Source organism: Nocardia sp. NPDC047648, assembly GCF_040642815.1.
GTDB classification, from domain to species: domain Bacteria; phylum Actinomycetota; class Actinomycetes; order Mycobacteriales; family Mycobacteriaceae; genus Nocardia; species Nocardia gamkensis.
Genome location: NZ_JBEYSX010000007.1, coordinates 308,968 through 330,782 on the forward strand (window position 1 = coordinate 308,968; position 21,815 = coordinate 330,782).

Consider the following 21,815-nt stretch of genomic DNA (forward strand, 5'->3'; position numbering starts at 1 on the left):
GTGCACGATACGGAGTTGGGTGGGTACAGCGCGTTGCCGCAGCGTTCCGTCGAGCCGAAGCCGTCCGAGGCCGCACCCGAGCCGTTCGCCCTGGCGCCCGCCCAGCTCGGCGTCTGGTACGCCCAGCTGCTCGAGCCGGACGTGCCGATCAACGTCGCCCAGTACGTGGACGTGCGCGGCGAGCTGGATGCCGCTCTGCTGCAAGAGGTCTCGGGCGAGGCGGCGCGCGAGTACGAGTCGGTGCTGGTGCGGCTCGGCGAATCCGGCGGCGTCCCGCATCAGTACGTCGACTCCGGGCTCTCGGTCGACATTCCGTTGATCGACCTGCGCGACCAGGCCGACCCGGTGGCCGCGGCGCACGACTGGATGCGCGCCGACGCGAGCGCGCCGGTCGACCTGCGCGCCGACCGGCTGTTCGCGGGCGCCGTGCTGCGCGTCGCCGAGCGCCGGTACTTCTGGTACCTGCGGGTCCATCACATCGTGCTGGACGGCTACGGCGCGCTGACCAACACCATGCGGGCGGCCGAGCTGTACACCGCCCGGGTGCTCGGGGCCGAACCCGAGGCGGTGCGGCCAGGGACGCTCGCCTCGCTGACCCAGGCCGAACTCGCCTACCGGGAAAGCCCCCGTTTCGAGTCCGATCGCGCGCACTGGGCGGGGCGGGTGGCCGGGCTTGACGGCGCGACCAGCCTCGCCGGTCGCTGCGCGCCGCGCTGCGCGACCAACCGGATCGCCGGGCGAGCGCTCGCCCCCGAGCTGGTCGAGCGGATCGGCTCCCTTGCCGCGAGCCAGGATTCGACGATCGCGGTGGTGCTGCTCGCGGCGTTCGCCGCCTACCTCGGACGGCTGACCGACCGGGACGAGGCGGTGCTGAGCCTGCCGGTGACCGCGCGCACCACCGCGGCGCTGCGGCGCTCGGCGGGCATGCTGTCGAACATCGTGCCGCTGCGGTTGCCCGTCGGCGGGAGCTGGGGCGATTTGCTGCGCGCCACCCGCGTCGAGGTCGCGGGCGCGCTGCGCCACCAGCGTTACCGGCACGAGGACATCCAGCGCGACGCCGAGCACGTCGCCGGTCTCGCGCACCGCGGGTTGTTCGGGCCGCTGGCCAACATCATGCTGTTCCGCACCGATCTCACCCTCGGCGCGACCGTGGGGCGCTACCACGTGCTGTCCACCGGCCCGGTGGAAGACCTCGGACTCAACGTCTACTACGGCGACCGCGACCGGGTGCACGTCGACTTCGAGGCCAACCCGCGCCTGTACACCGCCGACGACATCGCACGGCAGCACGCCCGGTTCCTCCGCTACCTGGAGCGCCTTGTCGCCACCGAGCCGGATACCGCGCTCGCCGCCGTCGACGTCGCGACCGAGCTGGAACTCGAGGTCAGCACCCGGATCTGGAACGAGACGGATTTCGACGTGGAAGCGCGGCTGCCGGGCCGCTCGGCGGGCTCGGCTCCCATGGCGACGCTGGTGTCGATGTTCGAGGCGCAGGCGGCCCGCACGCCGAGCGCGGTGGCGCTGCGGGCCGCCGGTGCGCCGGACCTGACCTACCGTGATCTCGCGGAGCGCAGCCACCGGCTCGCGCGCGCGCTGATCGCGCTGGGTGTGGGACCCGAAACGGTGGTGGCGCTGCACCTGCCGCGCTCGCCGGAACTGGTGATCGCGATGTACGCGGTGCTCGCGGCGGGCGGTGCCTACCTGCCGCTGGACCCGGACCACCCGCCGGAGCGCACCGCGCACATCCTGGCCACGGCCCGTCCGGCCTGCGTGCTGACCGCGGGGGACGCTCATCCACCCGTACCTGCCGGCCTGCCGGTGCTGCGGGTGGACCGGGTCGATGAAGCCGTCGCCGCCGCGCCGGTGTGGGACCGGGAACGCGTCGCGGCCCTGCGACCCGAGCATCCGGCGTATGTGATCTTCACCTCGGGATCGACCGGTCTGCCCAAGGGCGTCGCGATCACCCACCGGGCGATCGTGAACCGATTGGTGTGGATGCAGCAGACCTATCGACTATCCGCGAAAGACGTTGTGCTACAGAAGACCCCGGCGACGTTCGACGTGTCGGTATGGGAATTCTTCTGGCCGCTGCAGATCGGCGCGACGCTGGTGCTCGCCCAGCCGGACGGGCACCGCGATCCCGCTTATCTGCGCCGGGCGATCGACGAATTCGGGGTCACCACAGCACATTTCGTGCCGTCTATGCTCGCGGCCTTCCTCGCGGACCGGCATGACGCGTATCGAACGTCGCTGCGCACGGTGTTCGCCTCCGGGGAGGCGCTGCCCGCCGCGCTCGCCCAGCGGCTGCGCTCCCTGACCGGCGCGCGGCTGCACAATCTGTATGGTCCCACGGAAGCGGCGGTGGACGTCACCTTCCATGAAGTCACCGACACCGATACCCTCTCGGTGCCGATCGGCGCGCCGGTGTTCAACACCAGGCTCTACGTCCTCGATTCGCGGCTGCGGCCGGTACCGGTCGGGGCGCCGGGTGAGCTGTATCTGTCGGGGGTACAGCTCGCCCGGGGCTACGTCGCGCGACCGGAGCTGACCGCGGCGCGGTTCGTGGCCGACCCGTTCGGCGACCGGCCCGCGCGGGCGGGCGGGCGGATGTATCGCACCGGTGACCTGGTGCGGTGGACTCCCCACGGCGAACTGGAATACCTCGGACGCACCGACTTCCAGGTGAAGCTGCGCGGCCTGCGCATCGAACTCGGCGAGATCGAGGCCGTGCTCGGCCGGGTGGACGCGGTGGACCGCGCGGTGGTCGTACTGCGCGACGACGCGGGCGTCGGCGAGCAGCTGGTGGCCTACGTCGTGGAAGCGGAGCCGGGTGCGGTGCGCACGGACCGGCTGCGCGCCGCGGCGGCCGAGGCGCTGCCCGGATATATGGTGCCCGCCGCCTACGTGGTGCTCGACACACTGCCGGTGAACGCCTCGGGGAAGCTGGATCGCCGCGCGCTACCCGCTCCCAGCAGGGTTTCGACCGGCTACACCGCGCCCGCCACCGCCGTGGAACTCGCGGTCGCGCGGGTGTTCGCCGAAGTGCTCGGTAACGAGCCGGTCGGTCGCGACGACGACTTCTTCGCACTCGGCGGAAACAGTCTGGTGGCCACGCAGGTCGCCGCCCGGCTGTCCGCCGACCTGAACTGCCCGCTCGGAGTCCGCGACGTGTTCGCCGCCTGCACGGTGGCCGAACTCGCCGCACTCGTCGAGCGGGCCGGTGGATCCGGCGGCGCGTCCTTGGTCGCGCAGCTGCGGGCACGGCCACGGCCGCCGCTGGTTCCGCTTTCTCCGGCGCAGCAGCGCATCTGGTTCCTCAACCGGTTCGAGCGATCCGGCGCGAGCTACAACATGCCGTTCGTGGTGCGCTTGCGCGGCGCGGTGGACGTCACCGCCCTGCGGCAGGCGCTCGAGGACGTGGTCATCCGGCACGAGGTGCTGCGCACGATCTTCCCCGCGCTGCCGCCCGGCGACAGCGGCGGCCCGGCCGCACGGCAGATCGTGTTGCCGGTGGCGGAGGTGGCGGGCGCGCCGGAGGCGATCGGCGCCGCCGAACTCGACGGGCGCCTGAGCGCGATCGCCGCGCGGGGCTTCGACCTGGAACGCGAGATTCCCCTCCGCGCCCGGATCTTCGCGGTGGACGACGGCGGTTACGCGCTCGCGCTGGTCCTGCACCACATCGCCGCCGACGGTCTGTCGCTGCGCGTGCTCGCCCGCGACGTGATGAGCGCGTACGCGGCGCGCCGCGGCGGCGTCGCGCCCGCCTGGGCCCCGCTACCGGTCCAGTACGCCGACTACAGCCTCTGGCAGCACGAACTGCTCGGCTCCCCGGACGATTCGTTCGCGGCCACCCAGCTGGCGTTCTGGACCGGGACGCTGACGGGCGCGCCCGATCAGCTCGACCTGCCCGCCGATCGCCCCCGCCCGGCGGTCGCCTCCGGCCGGGGCGCGGTGTTCGGCTTCGAGCTACCCGGCGAACTGGCCGCTCGGATGAGCGAACTCGCTCGCGCACAAGGCATCTCGACCTTCATGCTGACGCACGCCGCGCTGGCCGCGCTGCTGTCGCGACTGTCCGGCAGCGGCGACATCGTGATCGGCACCCCGGTCGCCGGTCGTGGCGAGCGCGCCCTCGACGACCTGATCGGCATGTTCGTCAACACCCTGGCACTGCGCACCCGGGTCGACGCCGTCGAGCCGTTCTCCGCCCTGCTCGAGCGGGTCAGGGAACAGGACCTCGCCGCCTTCGGGCATGCCGAGCTGCCGTTCGAGCAGGTGGTCGCCGCGCTGGATCCGCCGCGCTCGCAGGCGCGCCACCCGCTGTTCCAAGTGCTGCTCGCGTTCGACAATGCCGAGCCAATCGCCTTCGAACTGCCCGAACTGTCGGTCGCCACCAGTACCCTGGACACCGGAGTGACCAAGCTGGATCTCCAGCTCACGGTCACCGAGAACTCCGCCGGCGCCGGACTCGGGGAAGGTCCGGCACCGGCGGGGGTTCCCGCGGAATTCGGCTACGCCACGGATCTGTTCGACGAAGACACCATCGCCGGCTACGCCCGCGCGCTGATCCGCTTCCTGTGGGCGGCCACCGCCGATCCCGGGATCGCGATAGGCGATCTGCCCCTTCTCGACCACGCGGAGCAAGCGCGCGCCCTCGCGGCGGGGCAGGCCGAGGCGGGCGCCCGCGACCCGGCGGCGACCTTGCTCACCGCCTTCGAGGCGCAGGTGCGGCGCACCCCGGACGCGGTCGCGGTACTGGACGATGAACGGCGGCTGACCTACGCGGAGTTCGCGGGCGCGGTCAACCGATTGGCGCGCAGGCTGATCGTCGCGGGCGTCGGCCCGGAGCGGACGGTCGTCCTGGGCATGCGGCGTTCGGCCGACCTCGTGGTGGCCGCGTACGCGGTGCTGACCGCGGGCGGCGGATACGTGCCGGTGGACCCCGACCAGCCCGCGGCCCGGATAGCGCAGGTGATCGCGGAGGCTCGCCCGGTCTGCGTGCTCGCCCGTTCCGGTGACGACCTGGGGGCGGAACTCGCCGATCGGTGCGCGCTCGCGGAGCGCCCGGCGACACCGATCATCACCGCCGACTCCCCGGATCTCGCGAACTACTCCGACGCCCCGGTCACCGACGCGCACCGCCTGGACCCCTTGCACCCCTCCGGCATCGCGTACGTCATCTTCACCTCGGGTTCCACCGGCCGTCCCAAAGGCGTCGCGGTGCAACATGACTCGGCGGTGAACCAGATCGGGTGGATCGCGGGCGAATACCGGATCGACGCGAACGACGTGGTGCTGTTCAAGACCCCGGCCACCTTCGACGTCTCGGTGTGGGAGCTGTTCGCCCCGCTCACCCGTGGCGCGCGGACGGTCGTCGCCGCCCACGACGGGCACCGCGACCCCCGGTACCTCGCCGCGACCATCGCCGCGCACCGGGTGACGATGACCTCGTTCGTTCCGTCCATGCTCACGGTGTTCGCCGCCGCCGCGGCGCCGGACGCGATCGCGTCCCTGCGCACCGTGCTGGTGGCGGGCGAGGCGATGACCGGTGAGGCCGCCGCCGCGTTCGCCGCGGTGAGCCCCGCGCGGCTGCACAACCTCTACGGGCCCACCGAATTCACCGTGCACGCCACGCACGCCCCCGTCGACCCGGCCGCGAGCGGTCCCGCGCCGATCGGGCGTCCGGTGCCGGGCAGCCGGGCCATGGTCCTCGACGCGCGGCTGCGACCGGTTCCGGACGCCGTGGTCGGCGAGCTGTACCTGTCCGGCGCGCAGCTGGCGCGCGGCTACCACGGCCGCGCCGACCTGAGCGCGGAGCGTTTCGTCGCCGACCCGTACGGGCCTGCGGGCAGCCGGATGTACCGGACCGGCGATCTGGTGCGTCGCCGCCGCGACGGCGCGCTGGAGTATCTGGGCCGCGGCGACTTCCAGGTGAAGCTGCGCGGCCAGCGGATCGAACTCGGCGAGATCGAGGCCGCCCTGCTCGCCATGGACGACGTGCGCGCCGCGGCGGTGCGGGTCGTCGCGCAGCCGTCCGGCGAGACGCTGGCCGCCTACGTGGTCGGCGCCGTCGCGCCCGAACGGCTCGCCGCGGAGTTGGCGCGACGGCTGCGCCGGGTGCTGCCCTCGTACATGGTGCCCACCGCGTACGTCCCGCTGGACGCCATGCCACTGACCGCCTCCGGCAAGCTCGACCGCCGTGCGCTGCCGGATCCCGCGCCGGTCACCGAGACCTTCCGCGCGCCCGGCACGCCACAGGAGCGGACCGTCGCCGCGGTGTTCGGACAGGTGCTGAGCGTCGATCCGGTCGGCGCGGACGACGACTTCTTCGCACTCGGCGGGAATTCCCTGGTCGCCACGCAGATCGCGGCCCGCCTGGCGGACGCGCTGGACACCGAGGTGCCGGTGCGGGCGCTGTTCGAGTATCCGACCGTCGCGGCGCTGGCCGCGCACCTGTCCGGCGGCCGCGCGGCGCGTAACCGGGGGCAGCTGGTCGCCGGGCCGCGCCCGACGCTGGTCCCACTGTCCTACGCGCAGCAGCGCATGTGGTTCCTGAACCAGTTCGACGCGGCGTCGGTGGCCGACAATCTGGTCGCCGCCATCCGGCTGCGCGGCGCGCTCGAGCAGACGGCGCTGGCCGAAGCGGTCGCCGACGTGCTCGTCAGGCACGAGTCGCTGCGCACCATTTTCCCCGCGGCGGAGGGTATCCCGTATCAACTGGTGCTGCCGGTCGACGAGGCGCGGGTCGAGCTGGTCGTGGAAACGATCGGCGAACAGGCGCTGATGCATCGGGTTCGCGAAGCGGTGGCCACACCGTTCCGGGTGGATCGCGAGCCGCCGGTGCGCCTGGTGCTGCTGCGCCTCGGCCACGACGAGCACGTGCTCGTCGTCGCGCTGCACCACATCGGCGCCGACGGCTGGTCGCTCGCACCGCTCACCTGTGATCTCATGCGCGCCTACCATGCGCGCCGCGCGGGCGTCGCGCCCGACTGGACGCCACTGCCCGTCCATTACGCCGACTACGCACTGTGGCAGCGGGCCAGCCTGGGCTCCGAGGACGACCCGGATTCGATACTGGCCGAACAGATCCGGTTCTGGCAGGAAGAACTGGCCGGCCTGCCGGACGTGTCGGCGCTGCCGACCGATCGACCGCGCCCGGCCGCCGCGTCGGGTCGCGGCGCGCGCCACGCCTGCACCATCGACGCCGCGACCGGGCGCCGGTTGCGCGAGATCGCGGACGGGGCGAACGCCTCGCTGTTCATGGTGCTGCACGCCGCGTTCGCCACGCTGCTGGCCACATTGTCCGGGCAGCGGGACATCGTGATCGGCACCCCGGTGGCCGGTCGCGGCGACCGCGCGCTCGACGACCTGGTCGGCATGTTCGTCAACACGGTCGTGCTGCGCGCCGACGTCCGGGCCGATCTGACGTTCACCGACTTGGTCGCTGCGGTGCGCGATCGCGACCTGGCCGCCTTCGCCCACGCCGACGCGCCGTTCGAGCGCTTGGTCGAGGTGCTCGCGCCGGAGCGGTCGGCGGCCAGGCATCCGCTGTTCCAGGTGATGCTCGACTTGCAGAACACCGCGCGGACCGAACTCGAGCTGCCCGGCCTCACCGCGACCGGACTCGATATCGACACGGGCACAGCCAAATTCGATCTGCACCTGTCCGTGGTGGAAGCGGCGGACGGTTCCGGGCTCGCCGCGGTGTTCGAATACGCGACCGATCTGTTCGACCCCGCCACCGTCGAGACGTTCGCGTGGCGCCTGCACCGGGTGCTCGACGCGGTGGTCGCCGATCCACGGGTGTGCCTCGGCGCGATCGATGTGCTGAGTCCCGGCGAACGCGCCCTCGTCCTGGACGCGTGGAACGCCACCCGGCACCCGGTGGATCCGGCCGCGACGCTGGTGTCGATGTTCGAGGCGCAGGCGGCCCGGACGCCCGAGGCGATCGCGCTGAGGTTCGAGGGCGAATCGCTCAGCTACGCCGAGTTCGCGCGCCGGGTGCACCGGATGGCCAGGCTGCTGGTGTCGGTCGGTGTGCGCCCGGAGAAGCCCGTAGCGGTGGGCATGCGCCGGTCGGCCGATCTCGTGGTGGCGCTGTACGCGGTGCTCGCGGCGGGAGGAGCCTATGTCCCGATCGATCCGGAGCATCCGGCCGAGCGGGTCGCCGATGTCCTGCGGACGGTGCGTCCGGTCTGCGTGCTGACCCGCTCCGAGGACGGGCTCGAGCTGCCCGATCCGGCCACCGGCAGTGGGCTGTGGGCGGTGCTGGATGTCGACCTGTTCGACACCGAGGACTACGCCGAGGAACCGCTGACCGATGCGGACCTGCTCGGGACGGTCACCGCGTCGAACACCGCGTATGTGATTTTCACGTCGGGTTCGACGGGTCGTCCGAAGGGTGTCGCGGTCTCGCATGCGGCGATCGTGAACCGCTTGGTGTGGATGCAGACCGCCTACCAGCTGACCGCCGATGATGTGGTGTTGCAAAAGACGCCTGCGACGTTCGATGTGTCGGTGTGGGAGTTCTTCTGGCCGTTGCAGGTGGGTGCGCGGTTGGTGGTGGCAAAGCCGGACGGGCATCGTGATCCGGCGTATCTGGCGGAGGTCATCGGCGCCGAGCGGGTGACGGTTACGCACTTCGTACCGTCGATGCTGGCGGTGTTCGTGGCGGATGCCAGGGCCGCGCAGTGTGATTCGTTGCGGTTGGTGTTCGCTTCGGGTGAGGCGTTGCCGCCGAAGCCCGCGCATCGTTTGCGTGAGTTGACCGGTGCCGCGTTGCACAATCTTTACGGTCCGACGGAAGCGGCGGTCGACGTCACTTTCCATGAGGTCGTCGATGCGGATACCGAGACGGTGCCGATCGGTACGCCGGTGTTCAACACGCAGGTTTATGTGTTGGATGCGCGTCTGCGTCCGGTGCCGGTGGGTGTGGCGGGTGAGTTGTATCTGGCGGGTGTGCAGCTGGCGCGGGGTTATTTCGCGCGTGCGGATCTGACGAGTGACCGGTTTGTGGCCAACCCGTTTGGGGTTCCCGGCGCGCGGATGTACCGCACGGGTGACTTGGTGGCGTGGACCGAGCACGGTGAGCTGGAGTACCTGGGCCGTACCGACTTCCAGGTGAAGTTGCGTGGTCTGCGCATCGAGTTGGGTGAGATCGAGCAGGCGCTGACCGGCCTGGAAGAAGTCGCCCAAGCGGTCGTACTCGTGCGCGACGACGCCGGAGCCGGTGAGCGCCTCGTCGCCTACCTGATCGAAGCGTCCGGCGCGCGAGTCGATCTCGGCGCGGTCGAAGCGACGCTCACCCGGCGGCTACCGGCGTACATGATGCCCTCGGCGTACGTCGTGCTGACCGAGTTCCCGGTCAACGCCTCCGGCAAGCTGGACCGCCGCGCGCTGCCCGCACCAGCGGTCGAGTCCGCGCGATTCCGCGCGCCCGCGACACCGGTACAGAAACTCGTCGCCGCCACGGTCGGTGAGCTGCTCGGCGTCGACCGGGTAGGGCTGGACGACGATTTCTTCGCCCTCGGCGGCAACTCGCTCACCGCCGCCCGGCTGGTGGCCCGGCTCGGTGCTGCGCTCGACACCCGATTGCCGGTGCGGGCGCTGTTCGACGCGCCGACGGTCGCCGCGCTGGCCGCGCGGGCCGAATCGCACCGCGGCGATGGCGGTCGGGCACCGCTGCGCCCGCTCCCGCGGCCGGACCGGATTCCGCTGTCCCCGGCCCAGCAGCGCGTCTGGTTCGTCAACCGCTTCCACGCCGACGGGCAAGCAGGCGCGATCGACAACATCCCGGTCGCGCTGCGCCTCTCGGGTGATCTCGACCTCGCGGCGATGACCACGGCCTTGGCCGACCTGGTGGCCAGGCACGAGACCTTGCGCACCGTCTACCCGGACGGCCCCGACGGCCCCGAGCAACGGGTCCTGCCCTCCACCGCGCCTGACGTCCCGGTTGTGCGGGTGACCGAAACGGCACTGCCGGAACGGCTTCGGCAGCTGGCCGCCGCGCCCTTCGATCTGGTGACCGAGACACCCCTGCGCGCAGTGCTGTTCGTGATCGACGACGCGGCGCAGGAGTATGTACTCGCCCTGGTGCTGCACCACATCGCCGCGGACGGATTCTCCCTCGGACCGCTGGCCGAGGATCTGATGACCGCCTACCTGGCGCGTCGCGCCGCCGCAGCGCCCGCATGGGACGCCTTGCCGGTGCAGTACGCCGACTACACGCTCTGGCAGGCCGATTCCGCCGACGCCGAGCGGCAGCTCGACTACTGGCGCAGCGCCTTGGACGGCCTGCCGGAACAGCTCGAACTGCCCACCGACCGTCCACGCCCGCCGGTCTCGTCGCATCGCGGCGCGACACACCGCCTGCGCATCGACTCCGATCTGCACAGCGAACTGGGCGAGCTGGCGCGCAAGCGGGAGACCACGCTGTTCAGCACGGTGCACGCGGCGCTGGCGGTGCTGCTGGCCCGCCTGTCCGGCGGCTCGGACATCGCGATCGGCACCCCGGTCGCCGGACGCGGCGACGCGGCACTGGACCGGCTCGTCGGCATGTTCGTCAACACGCTGGTGCTGCGGACCGCCGTCGACTCCAGAGCCCGCTTCGAGACCGTGCTGGACGCGACCCGCGACCAGGACATCGACGCGCTCTCGCATGCCGACGTGCCGTTCGAACGCCTCGTCGAAGTGCTCGCGCCCACCCGATCGCGCAACCGTCATCCGCTGTTCCAGGTGGCGCTGAGCTTCCAGAACTTCACCCTGCCCGAGTTCGAGCTGCCGGGCCTGCGGGTGAGCGCGCAGGAGTTCGACGCGCCGGTCGCCGAATTCGACCTCCAGTTCACCGTGCTGGAGTCCAATGACCGGGACGGTCGCGCCGACGGCATGCAGGTCGAGATCCGTTACGCCACGGACCTTTTCGACGCGTCGGCGGTCGCCGTGCTCGGCAGGCGGTTCACCCAGGTGCTCGCCGCCATCGCCGCCGATCCCACGGTGGTCGTCGGTGACATCCAGTTGCTCAGCGCCGAGGAACAGCACCGCGCGCTGTACGAATGGCCGGTCGGCGGGGACGACGTCGCCGATGTGGCGGGCAACCTGGCCGAGCGTTTCGCGCGGGCCGCCGCGCTGGACCCGGACGCCGTCGCGGTGCGTGACGGTGCGCGGTCGCTGTCCTACGCCGAACTCGACGAGTGGTCCAATCGGTTGGCGCGGCGGCTGGCGGCCGCGGGCGTCGGGCCGGAAACGCTGGTGGCCGTCGCGCTGCCCCGCTCGGCGGAACTGGTGGTCGCCCTGCTCGCCGTGCTCAAGGCGGGCGGCGGGTACCTGCCGATCGACCCGGCCTACCCGGACGACCGGATCGAATACGTCCTCGACGACGCCCGCCCGATCTGCGCGATCGCCGGAGCCGCCACCGAGTTGCCGCGCGGCTGGTTCGGCGGGCCGGTGATCGACGTCGACGCGCCGAACCTCACGGAGTTCAGCGGCGCGCCGGTCACCGACGCGGACCGGCGCGCCCCGCTGCATCGCGCACACACGGCCTACGTCATCTACACCTCCGGCTCCACCGGCAGGCCCAAAGGCGTCGTGGTGCCGCACCGCAACGTGCTTCGGCTGCTGGACAACACACGGCGGCGCTTCGGTTTCGGGCCTGCGGACGTGTGGACCCTGTTCCACTCGTACGCCTTCGACTTCTCCGTGTGGGAACTGTGGGGCCCGCTGTCGACCGGCGCCACGGTGGTGGTGGTCGACTACTACACCTCGCGCTCGCCGCAGCAGTTCCGCGATCTGCTGATCGCCGAGCGGGTCACCGTGCTCAACCAGACGCCGTCGGCGTTCTACCAGCTCGTCGCCGCCGATGCGGCCGGACCGGAAGCCGGATTCGCCCTGCGCACCGTGATCTTCGGCGGCGAAGCGCTGGAGCCGCAGCGCCTGGCCGGTTGGTTCGCCCGCTATCCGGACGCGCCCCGCCTGGTGAACATGTACGGCATCACCGAGACCACGGTGCACGTGTCCTATCGCGAGATCGACCGGCACACCGGGTCGTCGAGCGTGATCGGTACGGCGCTGCCGGGACTGACCGTTCGCCTGCTCGACGACCGGTTGCGGCCCGTGCCGGTGGGTGTGCCGGGGGAGATCTACGTATCCGGCGGCCAGTTGGCGCGCGGCTACCTGCACCGTCCCGCCCTGACCGCCGCCCGTTTCGTCGCGGACCCGTACGCGGGCGACGGCTCGCTCACCTACCGCTCCGGTGATCTGGCCCGCTGGACCTCCGACGGTGAGCTGGAGTACCTCGGGCGCGCCGACCAGCAGGTGAATCTGCGCGGCTTCCGTATCGAGCTGGGCGAGATCGAGGCCGCGCTGCTCGACGCGTGCGACGCGGTGCGGGAGGTGGCCGTGGTGGTGCGCGCCGACCTGGTGGACGAACCGCGCATCGTGGCGTACGTGGTGGCTGTCGACGACTCGGACGACTCGGACGACTCGGACGGCTCGATCGATGCCGCCGCGCTGCGGCAAGCCGTGGCCTACCGCCTGCCCGAGCACATGGTGCCCGCCGCGATCGTGCCGGTGCGGCGAATCCCGTTGACCGTCAACGGAAAGCTCGACCGTGCGGCGCTACCCGCGCCACGGTTCGAATCGACGGTCTACCGGCCGCCGTCCACCCCGAGCGAACGCGTCGTGGCGGAGGTGTTCGCCGAAGTGCTCGGCGCGGCACGCCCCGTGGGCGCCGACGACGACTTCTTCGCGCTCGGCGGCAGCTCCTTGCTGGCCGCCAAGGCGGTCAGCCGAATCGGCGCGGCGCTGGGCCGGACGGTCGGGGTCCGGGCGCTGTTCGAAGCTCCCCGGGTCGCGGACCTGGCCGTCGCGGCGAGCACGGTGGCCGTGGGCGGCACCCGGCCCGCGCTGGCGCCGGCGCCGCGTCCGGAGCGGATGCTGTTGTCGCCCGCGCAGCAGCGGATGTGGTTCCTGAACCGGTTCGACCCGTCCTCCACCGCCTACAACATTCCGGTGGCCCTGCGGATGTCCGGGCGGCTGGACGTGGCCGCGTTGCAGGCCGCGCTCGGCGACGTGGTCGCCCGGCACGAGGCGCTGCGCACCCGTTATCCCCAGGTCGACGGCGAACCGGTGCAGTTCATCGCCGACGCCGCCGACGCCACCCCGGTGCTGCGGCCGATCGACATCGCGGAAGACGAGGTACCGCGGCGCATTCGGGAGCTGGCCGAGACGACCTTCGACGTCACCGCCGAGGTCCCGCTGCGGCTGCGGCTGCTGCGGGTGGTCAGGGCGGGTGCGCGCCCCGCGGACGGGCACGGCGACTTCGTGCTGGCCGGAGTGCTGCACCACATCGCCGCCGACGGCTCGTCCATCGCGCCGTTCGTGCGGGACCTGATGCTCGCCTATACCGCGCGCCGCGGCGGCACGCCGCCGGAGTGGACGCCGCTCGCCGTGCAGTACGCCGATTACGCCCTGTGGCAACGCGCTCTGCTCGGCGCCGAGGACGACCCCGATTCGGTGGCGGCCCGCGAGATCGCGTTCTGGAGCGAGACCCTCGCCGGACTGCCCGACCAGCTGGCGCTGCCCACCGACCGCCCCCGTCCGGCGAAGCCGAGCCTGCGCGGGGACAAGGTGCCGCTGACGATCGGCGCGCGGCTGCACGCTGACCTCGTCGCGCTCGGCAGGCGGCACGGCGCGACGCTGTTCATGGTGGTGCACACCGCGTTCGCGGTGCTGCTCGCGCGCTGGTCCGGCGCCGGTGACATCGCCATCGGCACGCCGGTGGCCGGGCGCGGCGCGGCCGAACTCGACGACGTCATCGGGATGTTCGTCAACACCCTCGTGCTGCGCGTCGGCGTCGACGGCGGTGAGCCGTTCGCCGGACTCCTGGCGCGGGCGCGGGCCGCCGACCTCGCGGCGCTCGAACACGCCACCGTGCCGTTCGAGCGCCTGGTGGAAGTGCTCAACCCGGTGCGCTCGACCGCGCGGCACCCGCTGTTCCAGGTCGGCTACTCGTTCCAGAACCACGAGCGTGGACAGCTGCGGCTGCCCGGCCTCGAGGTCGACGAACTCGACTTCGACAACGGCGTGGCGCAATTCGACCTGCACCTGTTCGCGGTGGACGCCTACGACGCCGACGGCGCGCCCGACGGCATCGAGCTGGCGCTGCGTTACGCCACCGATCTGTTCGAGCGGCCCACCGCTTTCCGGTTCGCCGCACAGCTGCGCAGGGTGCTGGAAACGGTCGCGATCCGCCCGGACCTACCCGTCGGCGACATCGATCTGCTCGGGACCGACCGGTCGCTGGTGCTGGCCGAATGGAACCGGACGCGGCAGCCGGTCCCGCGCGCCACGCTGGCGGATCTGATCGCCGCGCAGATCGCGCGCACCCCCGGGGCGGTCGCGCTGGTGGACGCGACGACCGGAGCCGAGCTGCGCTACGCCGAGTTCGGCGAACAGGTGAACCGGTTGGCGCGCAAGCTCATCGCGCACGGTGTCGGCCCGGAGTCGACGGTCGTGCTGGCGATGCGCCGTTCGCCGGAACTGGTCGTCGCCATGTACGCCGTGGTGTGCGCCGGAGGCGCGTACGTGCCCATCGATCCGGACCATCCGGCCGAGCGGATCGCCCACATCATGTCCACCGCCGCGCCCGCCGTGCTTCTGACCACCTCGCGCGACGGCTTACCGGCCGGAACGAACCGCACGGCGATGGAAGTCGACCGACTCGACCTCACCGAATTCGCCTCGACCCCGATCACGGACGCGGAGCGGGTGCGAGCGCTGCGTCCGGAGCATCCTGCCTACGTCATCTTCACCTCCGGTTCGACGGGCCTGCCCAAAGGTGTGACGATCCCGCACGGCGCCATCGTGAATCAGCTGGCCTGGCTGACCAGGGAATTCGGTCTCGGCGCGAACGATGCCGTGCTGCTGAAGACGCCCGCGACCTTCGACCTGTCCGTGTGGGAGTTCTGGTCTCCGCTGGTCACCGGAGGACGCCTGATCATCACCGCACCCGGCGCGGAACGCGATCCGGACCAGCTGCGTGCGCTGCTGCGCCGCCACGGCGTGACCGTGTTGTACGCCGTTCCCGCCTTGATCGGCATGCTGCTGGCGGTGGAGCCGGGAGCCGCGCTGCCGGAAACCCTGCGCGGAGTGCTCGCCATCGGCGAGGCGCTGCCGCCCGGCACGGCCGCGGACTTCCTGCGCCGCCACCGTGCCGGGACCGCGCTGGACAACCTCTACGGTCCCACCGAGGCGGCGGTGTCGATCACCGCGTTCCCGGTGCGCACACCGCCGGAGCACACCGTTCCGATCGGGTCGCCCGTCTGGAACAGCCGGGTCTACGTGCTGGACGCGCGATTGCGGCCCGCGCCGGTCGGCGTGCCCGGCGAGTTGTATCTCGCCGGCGCGCAGCTGGCGCGGGGCTACCAGCGGCGTCCGGCGCTGACCGCGGACCGCTTCGTGGCCGATCCGTTCGCGGTGGAACTCGGCGCCGCGGCGGGCGAGCGGATGTACCGCACCGGCGACATCGTGCGCAGGCGTCCCGACGGCACGCTGGAATACCTGGAGCGCGCCGACTTCCAGGTGCAGCTCGGCGGCTTCCGCATCGAACTCGGCGAGGTGGAGGCCGCTCTGCGGCGGCAGCCCGGGGTGAGCGCGGCGGTCGCGGTGGCGCGGGCCGACGAACGCGCCGGAACGCGGCTCATCGCCTATGCCGCTGTGCCCGAAGCGGATCCGGAGTCGTACGCCGACTCGGCCGTTTCGCTGCGCACAGCCGTGGCCGCGCACCTGCCCGGGTACATGGTGCCCGCCGCCGTGGTCGTGCTGGCGGCGCTGCCGCTCACCGCCAACGGCAAGATCGATCGCACCGCGCTGCCGGAGCCGGTGTTCGCCGAGGGGGCTTCCCGCGCACCGGCCGGTGCGCTGGAGCGGCTGGTCGCGGATGCGTTCGCCGAGGTCATCGGCCTGCGGACGGTGAGCGTGGACGACGACTTCTTCGCCAGGGGCGGCAACTCCCTGATGGCCACCCGGCTCGCGGCCCGGCTCGGCGCGGCGCTGGGCGGCCACGTCCCGGTGGCCGCGGTGTTCGACGCGCCGACGCCGGCCGCGCTCGCCGAACGCCTCGCGCACACCGAGCGCGGCGCGGCCCCGCCCGCGCTGGTTCGCCGCGCGGATACCGGGCCGGTGCCGCTCGCGCCCGCGCAGCAACGCATGTGGGTGCTCGACCGGCTCGCGCCGGACTCCTCGGCCTATCACATCCCCGCGGCGCTGCGGTTGCGCGGCGAGCTGGACGTGGCGGCGCTGTCGGCGGCCATCGGCGATGTGCTCGACCGGCACGAGACGCTGCGCACCAGGTACCCCGATACCGAAGCGGGACCGGTCCAAGAGGTCGTGGCCGCGCCGCCGGTCGACCTGACGCCGATCCCGGTTCCGCGAGCGGAACTGAGTGCGCGCATCACGGAATTCGTCTCCCTCGGATTCGATCTCGCCGCCGCGCCGCCCGTGCGCGCCGCCCTGTTCGCCACCGCCGCCGACGAACACCTCCTGGTCGTCGTGCTGCACCACATCGGCGCGGACGGGTATTCGATCGCGCCGTTGACCGCCGACCTGGTGCGCGCCTACCTGGCCAGATCCGCCGGTCGCGCGCCGGAGTGGGCCCCACCGGCGATCCGGTACCGCGACTACAGCGCCTGGCAGCACGAATTGCTCGGCGATCCCGCGGATCCGGACAGCCTGGTCGCCCGCCAACTCGCCTTCTGGCGAACCGAATTGGCCGCAGCGCCGGAATCACTGTCCCTGCCCACCGACCGCCCGCGCCCGGCGCGCCGGGACATGCGGGGCGCTACCGTCGTCCGCGAGATCGACGCCGAGCGCACCGCCCGGCTGGAGCGACTGGCCCGCGAACACGGCGGCACGCTGTTCACCCTGGTGCACAGCGCGCTCGCGGTGCTGCTGGCGAAGCTGTCCGGCGCGGGGGACGTCACGGTGGGTGTCCCGGTCGCGGGGCGCGGCGTCCGCGAACTGGACGAGCTGGTCGGCATGTTCGTCAACACCGTGGCGCTGCGCACCGAGGTCGACCCGCGCACGAGCTTCGGCGAACTGCTGCGGCAGGCCACCCGGCGCGATCTGGCGGCGCTCTCGCACGCCGACGTCCCGTTCGATCAGGTGGTCGATGCGCTGGGCGTCACCCGTTCCGGCTCGCACGCGCCGCTGTGTCAAGTGCTGCTCACCTTCCAGAACATGCCGCAGGCCGCCGTGGAGCTGCCCGGACTCGCGGTCGAGGCGGTCGATCTCGCCTCGGCGGAGGCGAAATTCGATCTCCAGGTCACCGCGCTGGAGCGCTCCGGCGCCGGTCTGGAGCTGCGCGTCGGATACGCGACGGACATCTTCGACGAGCCGACCGCGCGGGCGTTCGGCGACCGGTTGCTGCGCGTGCTGGAGACGGTGGCGGCGGATCCGGCGGTGACCGTTCGCGCGATAGACATCCGGTCCGCGCACGAACGGCGGCCGAGGCCGACCGCGACGGACCTGCCCGCTCTGATCGCTCGGGCGGCGCAGGCCGCGCCCGGCGCACCAGCGTTCGAGCACGGTGATCGGTGGGTCCGCTTCGGCGAACTGGACGCGAAACTCGCGACTGTCGCGAGGGCGATGGGCGCGGCGGCCAAACCCGAAGCACTCATCCATGTCTCGCTCGCCGGGCTGGTGCCCGGCCTGCTCGCCGAACTCGGTGGCAGTGGCCTGACGGCCTTGCTGCGCACCCTGGCCGCCACCGCCGAGGCGCTGCTCGCCGACTCGGCGCGGGCTCTCGATTCGGAAGGAAACCGCTGATGACCCACGCAGACGCCGTCCGTCGCGCCTACGGCATCGACGACCTGCCCGGCCTCATCGCGACCGTCGCCGGACGGGAGCCGCACCGGGTGGCGCTGCGCCACGGCGAGGTCACCCTCACCTACGCGGCGCTGGCCGCGGAACTCGCGGCGCTGTCGGAGATCATGAGCGCGGATGCGCTGGTCCCCGTGGTGGTCTCCGGCAGGCTGCCCGCGCTGCTGGAGTCCGGTGACGGCGCGCTCGGCGCGGTGCTGGACGCACTGCTCGAGGACGCGCTCGCCGCCGTGCCCGATGCCCCGGCCCCCGCCGCCGCACCGGTCGAGACGCTGGTGAGCCTGTTCGAGGAGCAGGCACGCCGCACCCCGGACGCGATCGCGCTCGACTACGCGGGCGTCACCCTGACCTACGCCGAATTCGACGGCCGGGTCAACGCGCTGGCCCAGCACTTGGTCGAACGCGGCGTCCGGCCGGACACGCTGGTGGGCCTGGCGGTCCGGCGCTCGATCGACCTGATGGTCGGCATGTACGCGATCCTGAAGGCGGGCGGTGCGTACGTGCCGATCGACCCGGATCATCCGGCCGACCGCATCGCCTACGTGCTCGCGGTCGCCGATCCGGTGCTCGTGCTGACCACTACGCACGACGAACCCGAGTTCGGGCGTCCGGTCGAGACGCTGCGGATCGACGAGTTCGCGGGCCCGCCCGCACCTGCCGCCCCCGCGGTCACCCGGTCGGCCGACGACACCGCCTACGTGATCTTCACCTCCGGCTCGACCGGCAGGCCGAAGGGCGTCGCCGTGTCGCATCGCTCGATCGTGGCGAATCTGCGCTGGCGGCAGCGGATGTACCGGCTGCGCGCCGACGACGTGGTGTTGCAGAAGACGCCGTTCACCTTCGACGTGTCGGTGTGGGAGTTCTTCTGGCCGTTGCAGGTCGGCGCCCGGCTGGTCGTGGCGGAGCCGGACGGCCATCGCGACCCGGCCTACTTGGCGCGCGTGATCGGCGAGCGCGCCGTCACGGTGGCGCATTTCGTGCCGTCCATGCTCGCGGTCTTCGTCGCCGAACCGTGCGCGGCCGCGGTGGACTCGCTGCGGCTGGTCTTCGCCTCGGGTGAGGCGCTCCCGGCCGCCACCGCCGCGGCGTTCCGCGACATCTGCGGCGCGACCCTGCACAACCTGTACGGGCCCACCGAGGCCGCCGTCGACGTGACCGCGCACGAGGTGACCGGCGCGGACGTGGCCGGAGTGCCGATCGGCGTCGCGGCCGACGACACGGAGTTGCTGGTGCTCGACGACAGCCTCCGCCCGGTGGCACGCGGTGTCGTCGGCGAGCTGTACCTGGCGGGCGTGCAACTGGCCCGCGGCTATGTGGCCCGCCCTGGCCTGACCGCCGAGCGATTCGTCGCCAACCCCGACGGCCCGGCGGGGGAGCGGATGTACCGCACCGGCGACCTGGTGCGCTGGGCGCCCGGCGCGGAGGGCGGCCCGGACGAACTGGAATATCTGGGCCGCAGCGACTTCCAGGTGAAGCTGCGCGGCCTGCGGATCGAGCTCGGCGAGGTCGAGGCGGCGCTGTCGCGTCATCCGGCGGTGGCCCAGGCGGCGGTGACACTGCACCGCCGGACCGGCGGTGATCATCTGGTCGGTTATGTCGTCGGTGACTCGATCGACGCCGCCGATGTGCTCGAGCACGTCCGGCGCGAGCTGCCCGAGTACATGGTGCCCACGCTGCTGACCCCGCTGGACGCGATGCCGCTCAACGCCAACGGGAAGCTGGACCGCCGGGCGTTGCCGGAGCCGGAATTCGGTTCCGGCGCACCGGCCTATCGGGCACCGGAGACCGAGGCGCAGGTCGCGGTGGCCGCGGTCTTCGCCGAGCTGCTCGGCCTGCCACGGGTGGGCGCCGACGACGATTTCTTCGCGCTCGGCGGCAATTCGCTGCTCGCCACCCGCGCCATCGCCCGGATCGCCGCGGCCCTCGGCGCGACCGTCGACGTGCGTGACTTCTTCGACCGCCCGACCGTGGCCGCGGTGGCCGCGGTGTCGCGTCCCGGCCCGGCGCGCCCGCCGCTGGTGGCCCGACCGCGCCCGGAGCACGTTCCGCTCTCGCCCGCGCAGCGGCGCATGTGGTTCCTCAACCGGTTCGACGCCGACCTCGAGCAGGCCCGCGACCTGGGCGCCGCCGCCGTGGACAACATCCCGGTCGCATTGCGCCTGCGCGGCCCGATCGAGGTCTCCGCGCTGTCGGCGGCGATCACCGATCTGGTGGCCAGGCACGAAGTGCTGCGCACCGTGTATCCGCAGACCGCCGACGGGCCCGCGCAATCCGTGCGGCGGGTGCACGCGGTGTTCGACTTGACGCCCGCCGACGTGCCGGAGGACCGGCTGGTCGCGGCGATCCGCCGGGCGGCGGGGCAGGGCTTCGACGTCGCCGAGGAGATTCCCGTGCGGGTGCGCCTGCTGCGCTGCGGGCCCGAGGACCACACGCTGGTGCTCGTCGTCCACCACATCGCGGCCGACGGTTTCTCGCTCGGTCCGCTGATGCGCGACCTGACCACCGCCTACGGAGCGCGGCGCGAGGGCCGGGCGCCGGAGTGGGCTCCGCTGCCGGTGCAGTACGCCGATTACGCGCTCTGGCAGCAGCGGGTGCTCGGCGCGGAGACCGAGGCGGACTCCGTGGCCGCGCGCCAGCTCGCCTTCTGGCGCGCCGAATTGGCCGAACTGCCCGCGCAATTGGAGCTGCCCGCGGATCGGCCGCGCCCGCCCGCGGCCTCCTATCAGGGCGCGACCCACGAGTTCGCCCTCGACGCCGCCCTGCGCGCCGACCTCGAGACGGTCGCGGCGCGCGTTCGCGCCACGCCGTTCATGGTGCTGCACGCCGCGCTGGCGGCCCTGCTGGCCCGGCTGTCGGGCACCGCCGACATCGCGATCGGCACGCCGGTCGCGGGCCGGGGCGAGGCCGCGCTGGACGATCTGGTCGGCATGTTCGTCAACACGCTCGTGCTGCGCACCGAAGTGGACGCCGCGCGCAGCTTCGCCGAGTTCCTCGCGTATACCGCCGATCGCGACCTGCGCGCCTTCGCGCACGCCGACATCCCGTTCGAGCAATTGGTGGAAGCGCTGAACCCGGCGCGGTCGGCCGCGCGTCACCCGCTGTTCCAGGTCGCGTTGTTTATGCAGAACATCGGGCCGATCGCGCCCGTCATGCCCGGTCTGGACGTCGAGCCGGTCGACTTCGATCCCGGTTTCGCGAAATTCGATCTGCAGCTCACGGTCTCCGACGCGGCCGACGGATATCGTGCCGAATTCACCTATGCCACCGACCTGTTCGACGCGACGACCGTGCGGGAGTTCGCGGCGAAGTTCGTCCGGCTGCTGCGCGCGGCGGTGGACGACCCGGACGCGCCGGTCGGGGATCTCCCGCTGCTCGACGCGGGCGAACTGGACTACGTCACCGCGAGCTGGAACGCCAGCGGGCACAAAGTGGCGGACCGTTTCCTGCACGAGGGCTTCGACGCGCAGGTACGCCGCACGCCGGATGCCGTCGCGCTGGTCGCCGGTACCGAGCGGCTGAGCTACACCGAGCTGTCGGACCGGGTCGACCGGCTGGCCAGGATGCTCATCGGGATCGGCGTCGGCCCGGAGGCGCTGGTCGTGCTGGCCCTGCCGCGCTCGATCGAGCTGGTCGTGGCCATGTACGCGGTGGCGCGGGCGGGCGGTGCGTACGTCCCGGTGGATCCGGCGCATCCGGCCGAACGCATCGGTCACATCCTCGACACCGCGCGCCCGCACGCGATCCTGACCAGCCGGGCGGCCGGATTCGATGCGGAGACCGCTTCCGCGCCGGTGTATCACCTGGACGAACTGGATCTCTCCGCCTACCCCTCCGGCAAGATCGGCGACCGTGAACGCCGCGGCGTGCTGCACCCGCAGCACCCGGCCTACGTGATCTTCACCTCCGGGTCCACCGGCAAGCCGAAAGGCGTGGCGGTGAGCCAT

Annotated in this window: 2 protein-coding genes (1 of these 2 running past the window's edge); both read left to right on the forward strand. The window is 72.2% G+C overall.

Translation table 11 applies throughout. The features are described from left to right. The gene (locus ABZ803_RS17890; RefSeq protein WP_357038889.1) at positions 1–17,817 is read left to right on the forward strand and encodes a non-ribosomal peptide synthase/polyketide synthase; all 17,817 of its coding nucleotides are present in this window, start codon (positions 1–3) and stop codon (positions 17,815–17,817) included. Beyond that, a protein-coding gene (locus tag ABZ803_RS17895; protein WP_357038893.1) for a non-ribosomal peptide synthase/polyketide synthase crosses the window boundary here: on the forward strand, positions 17,817–21,815 show its 5' portion. 21,276 nt of this gene lie beyond the right edge of the window; only the first 3,999 of its 25,275 coding nucleotides appear in the window; it begins with the start codon at positions 17,817–17,819; the stop codon falls past the right edge of the window. Before ABZ803_RS17890 ends, ABZ803_RS17895 begins: the two co-directional genes overlap by 1 nt.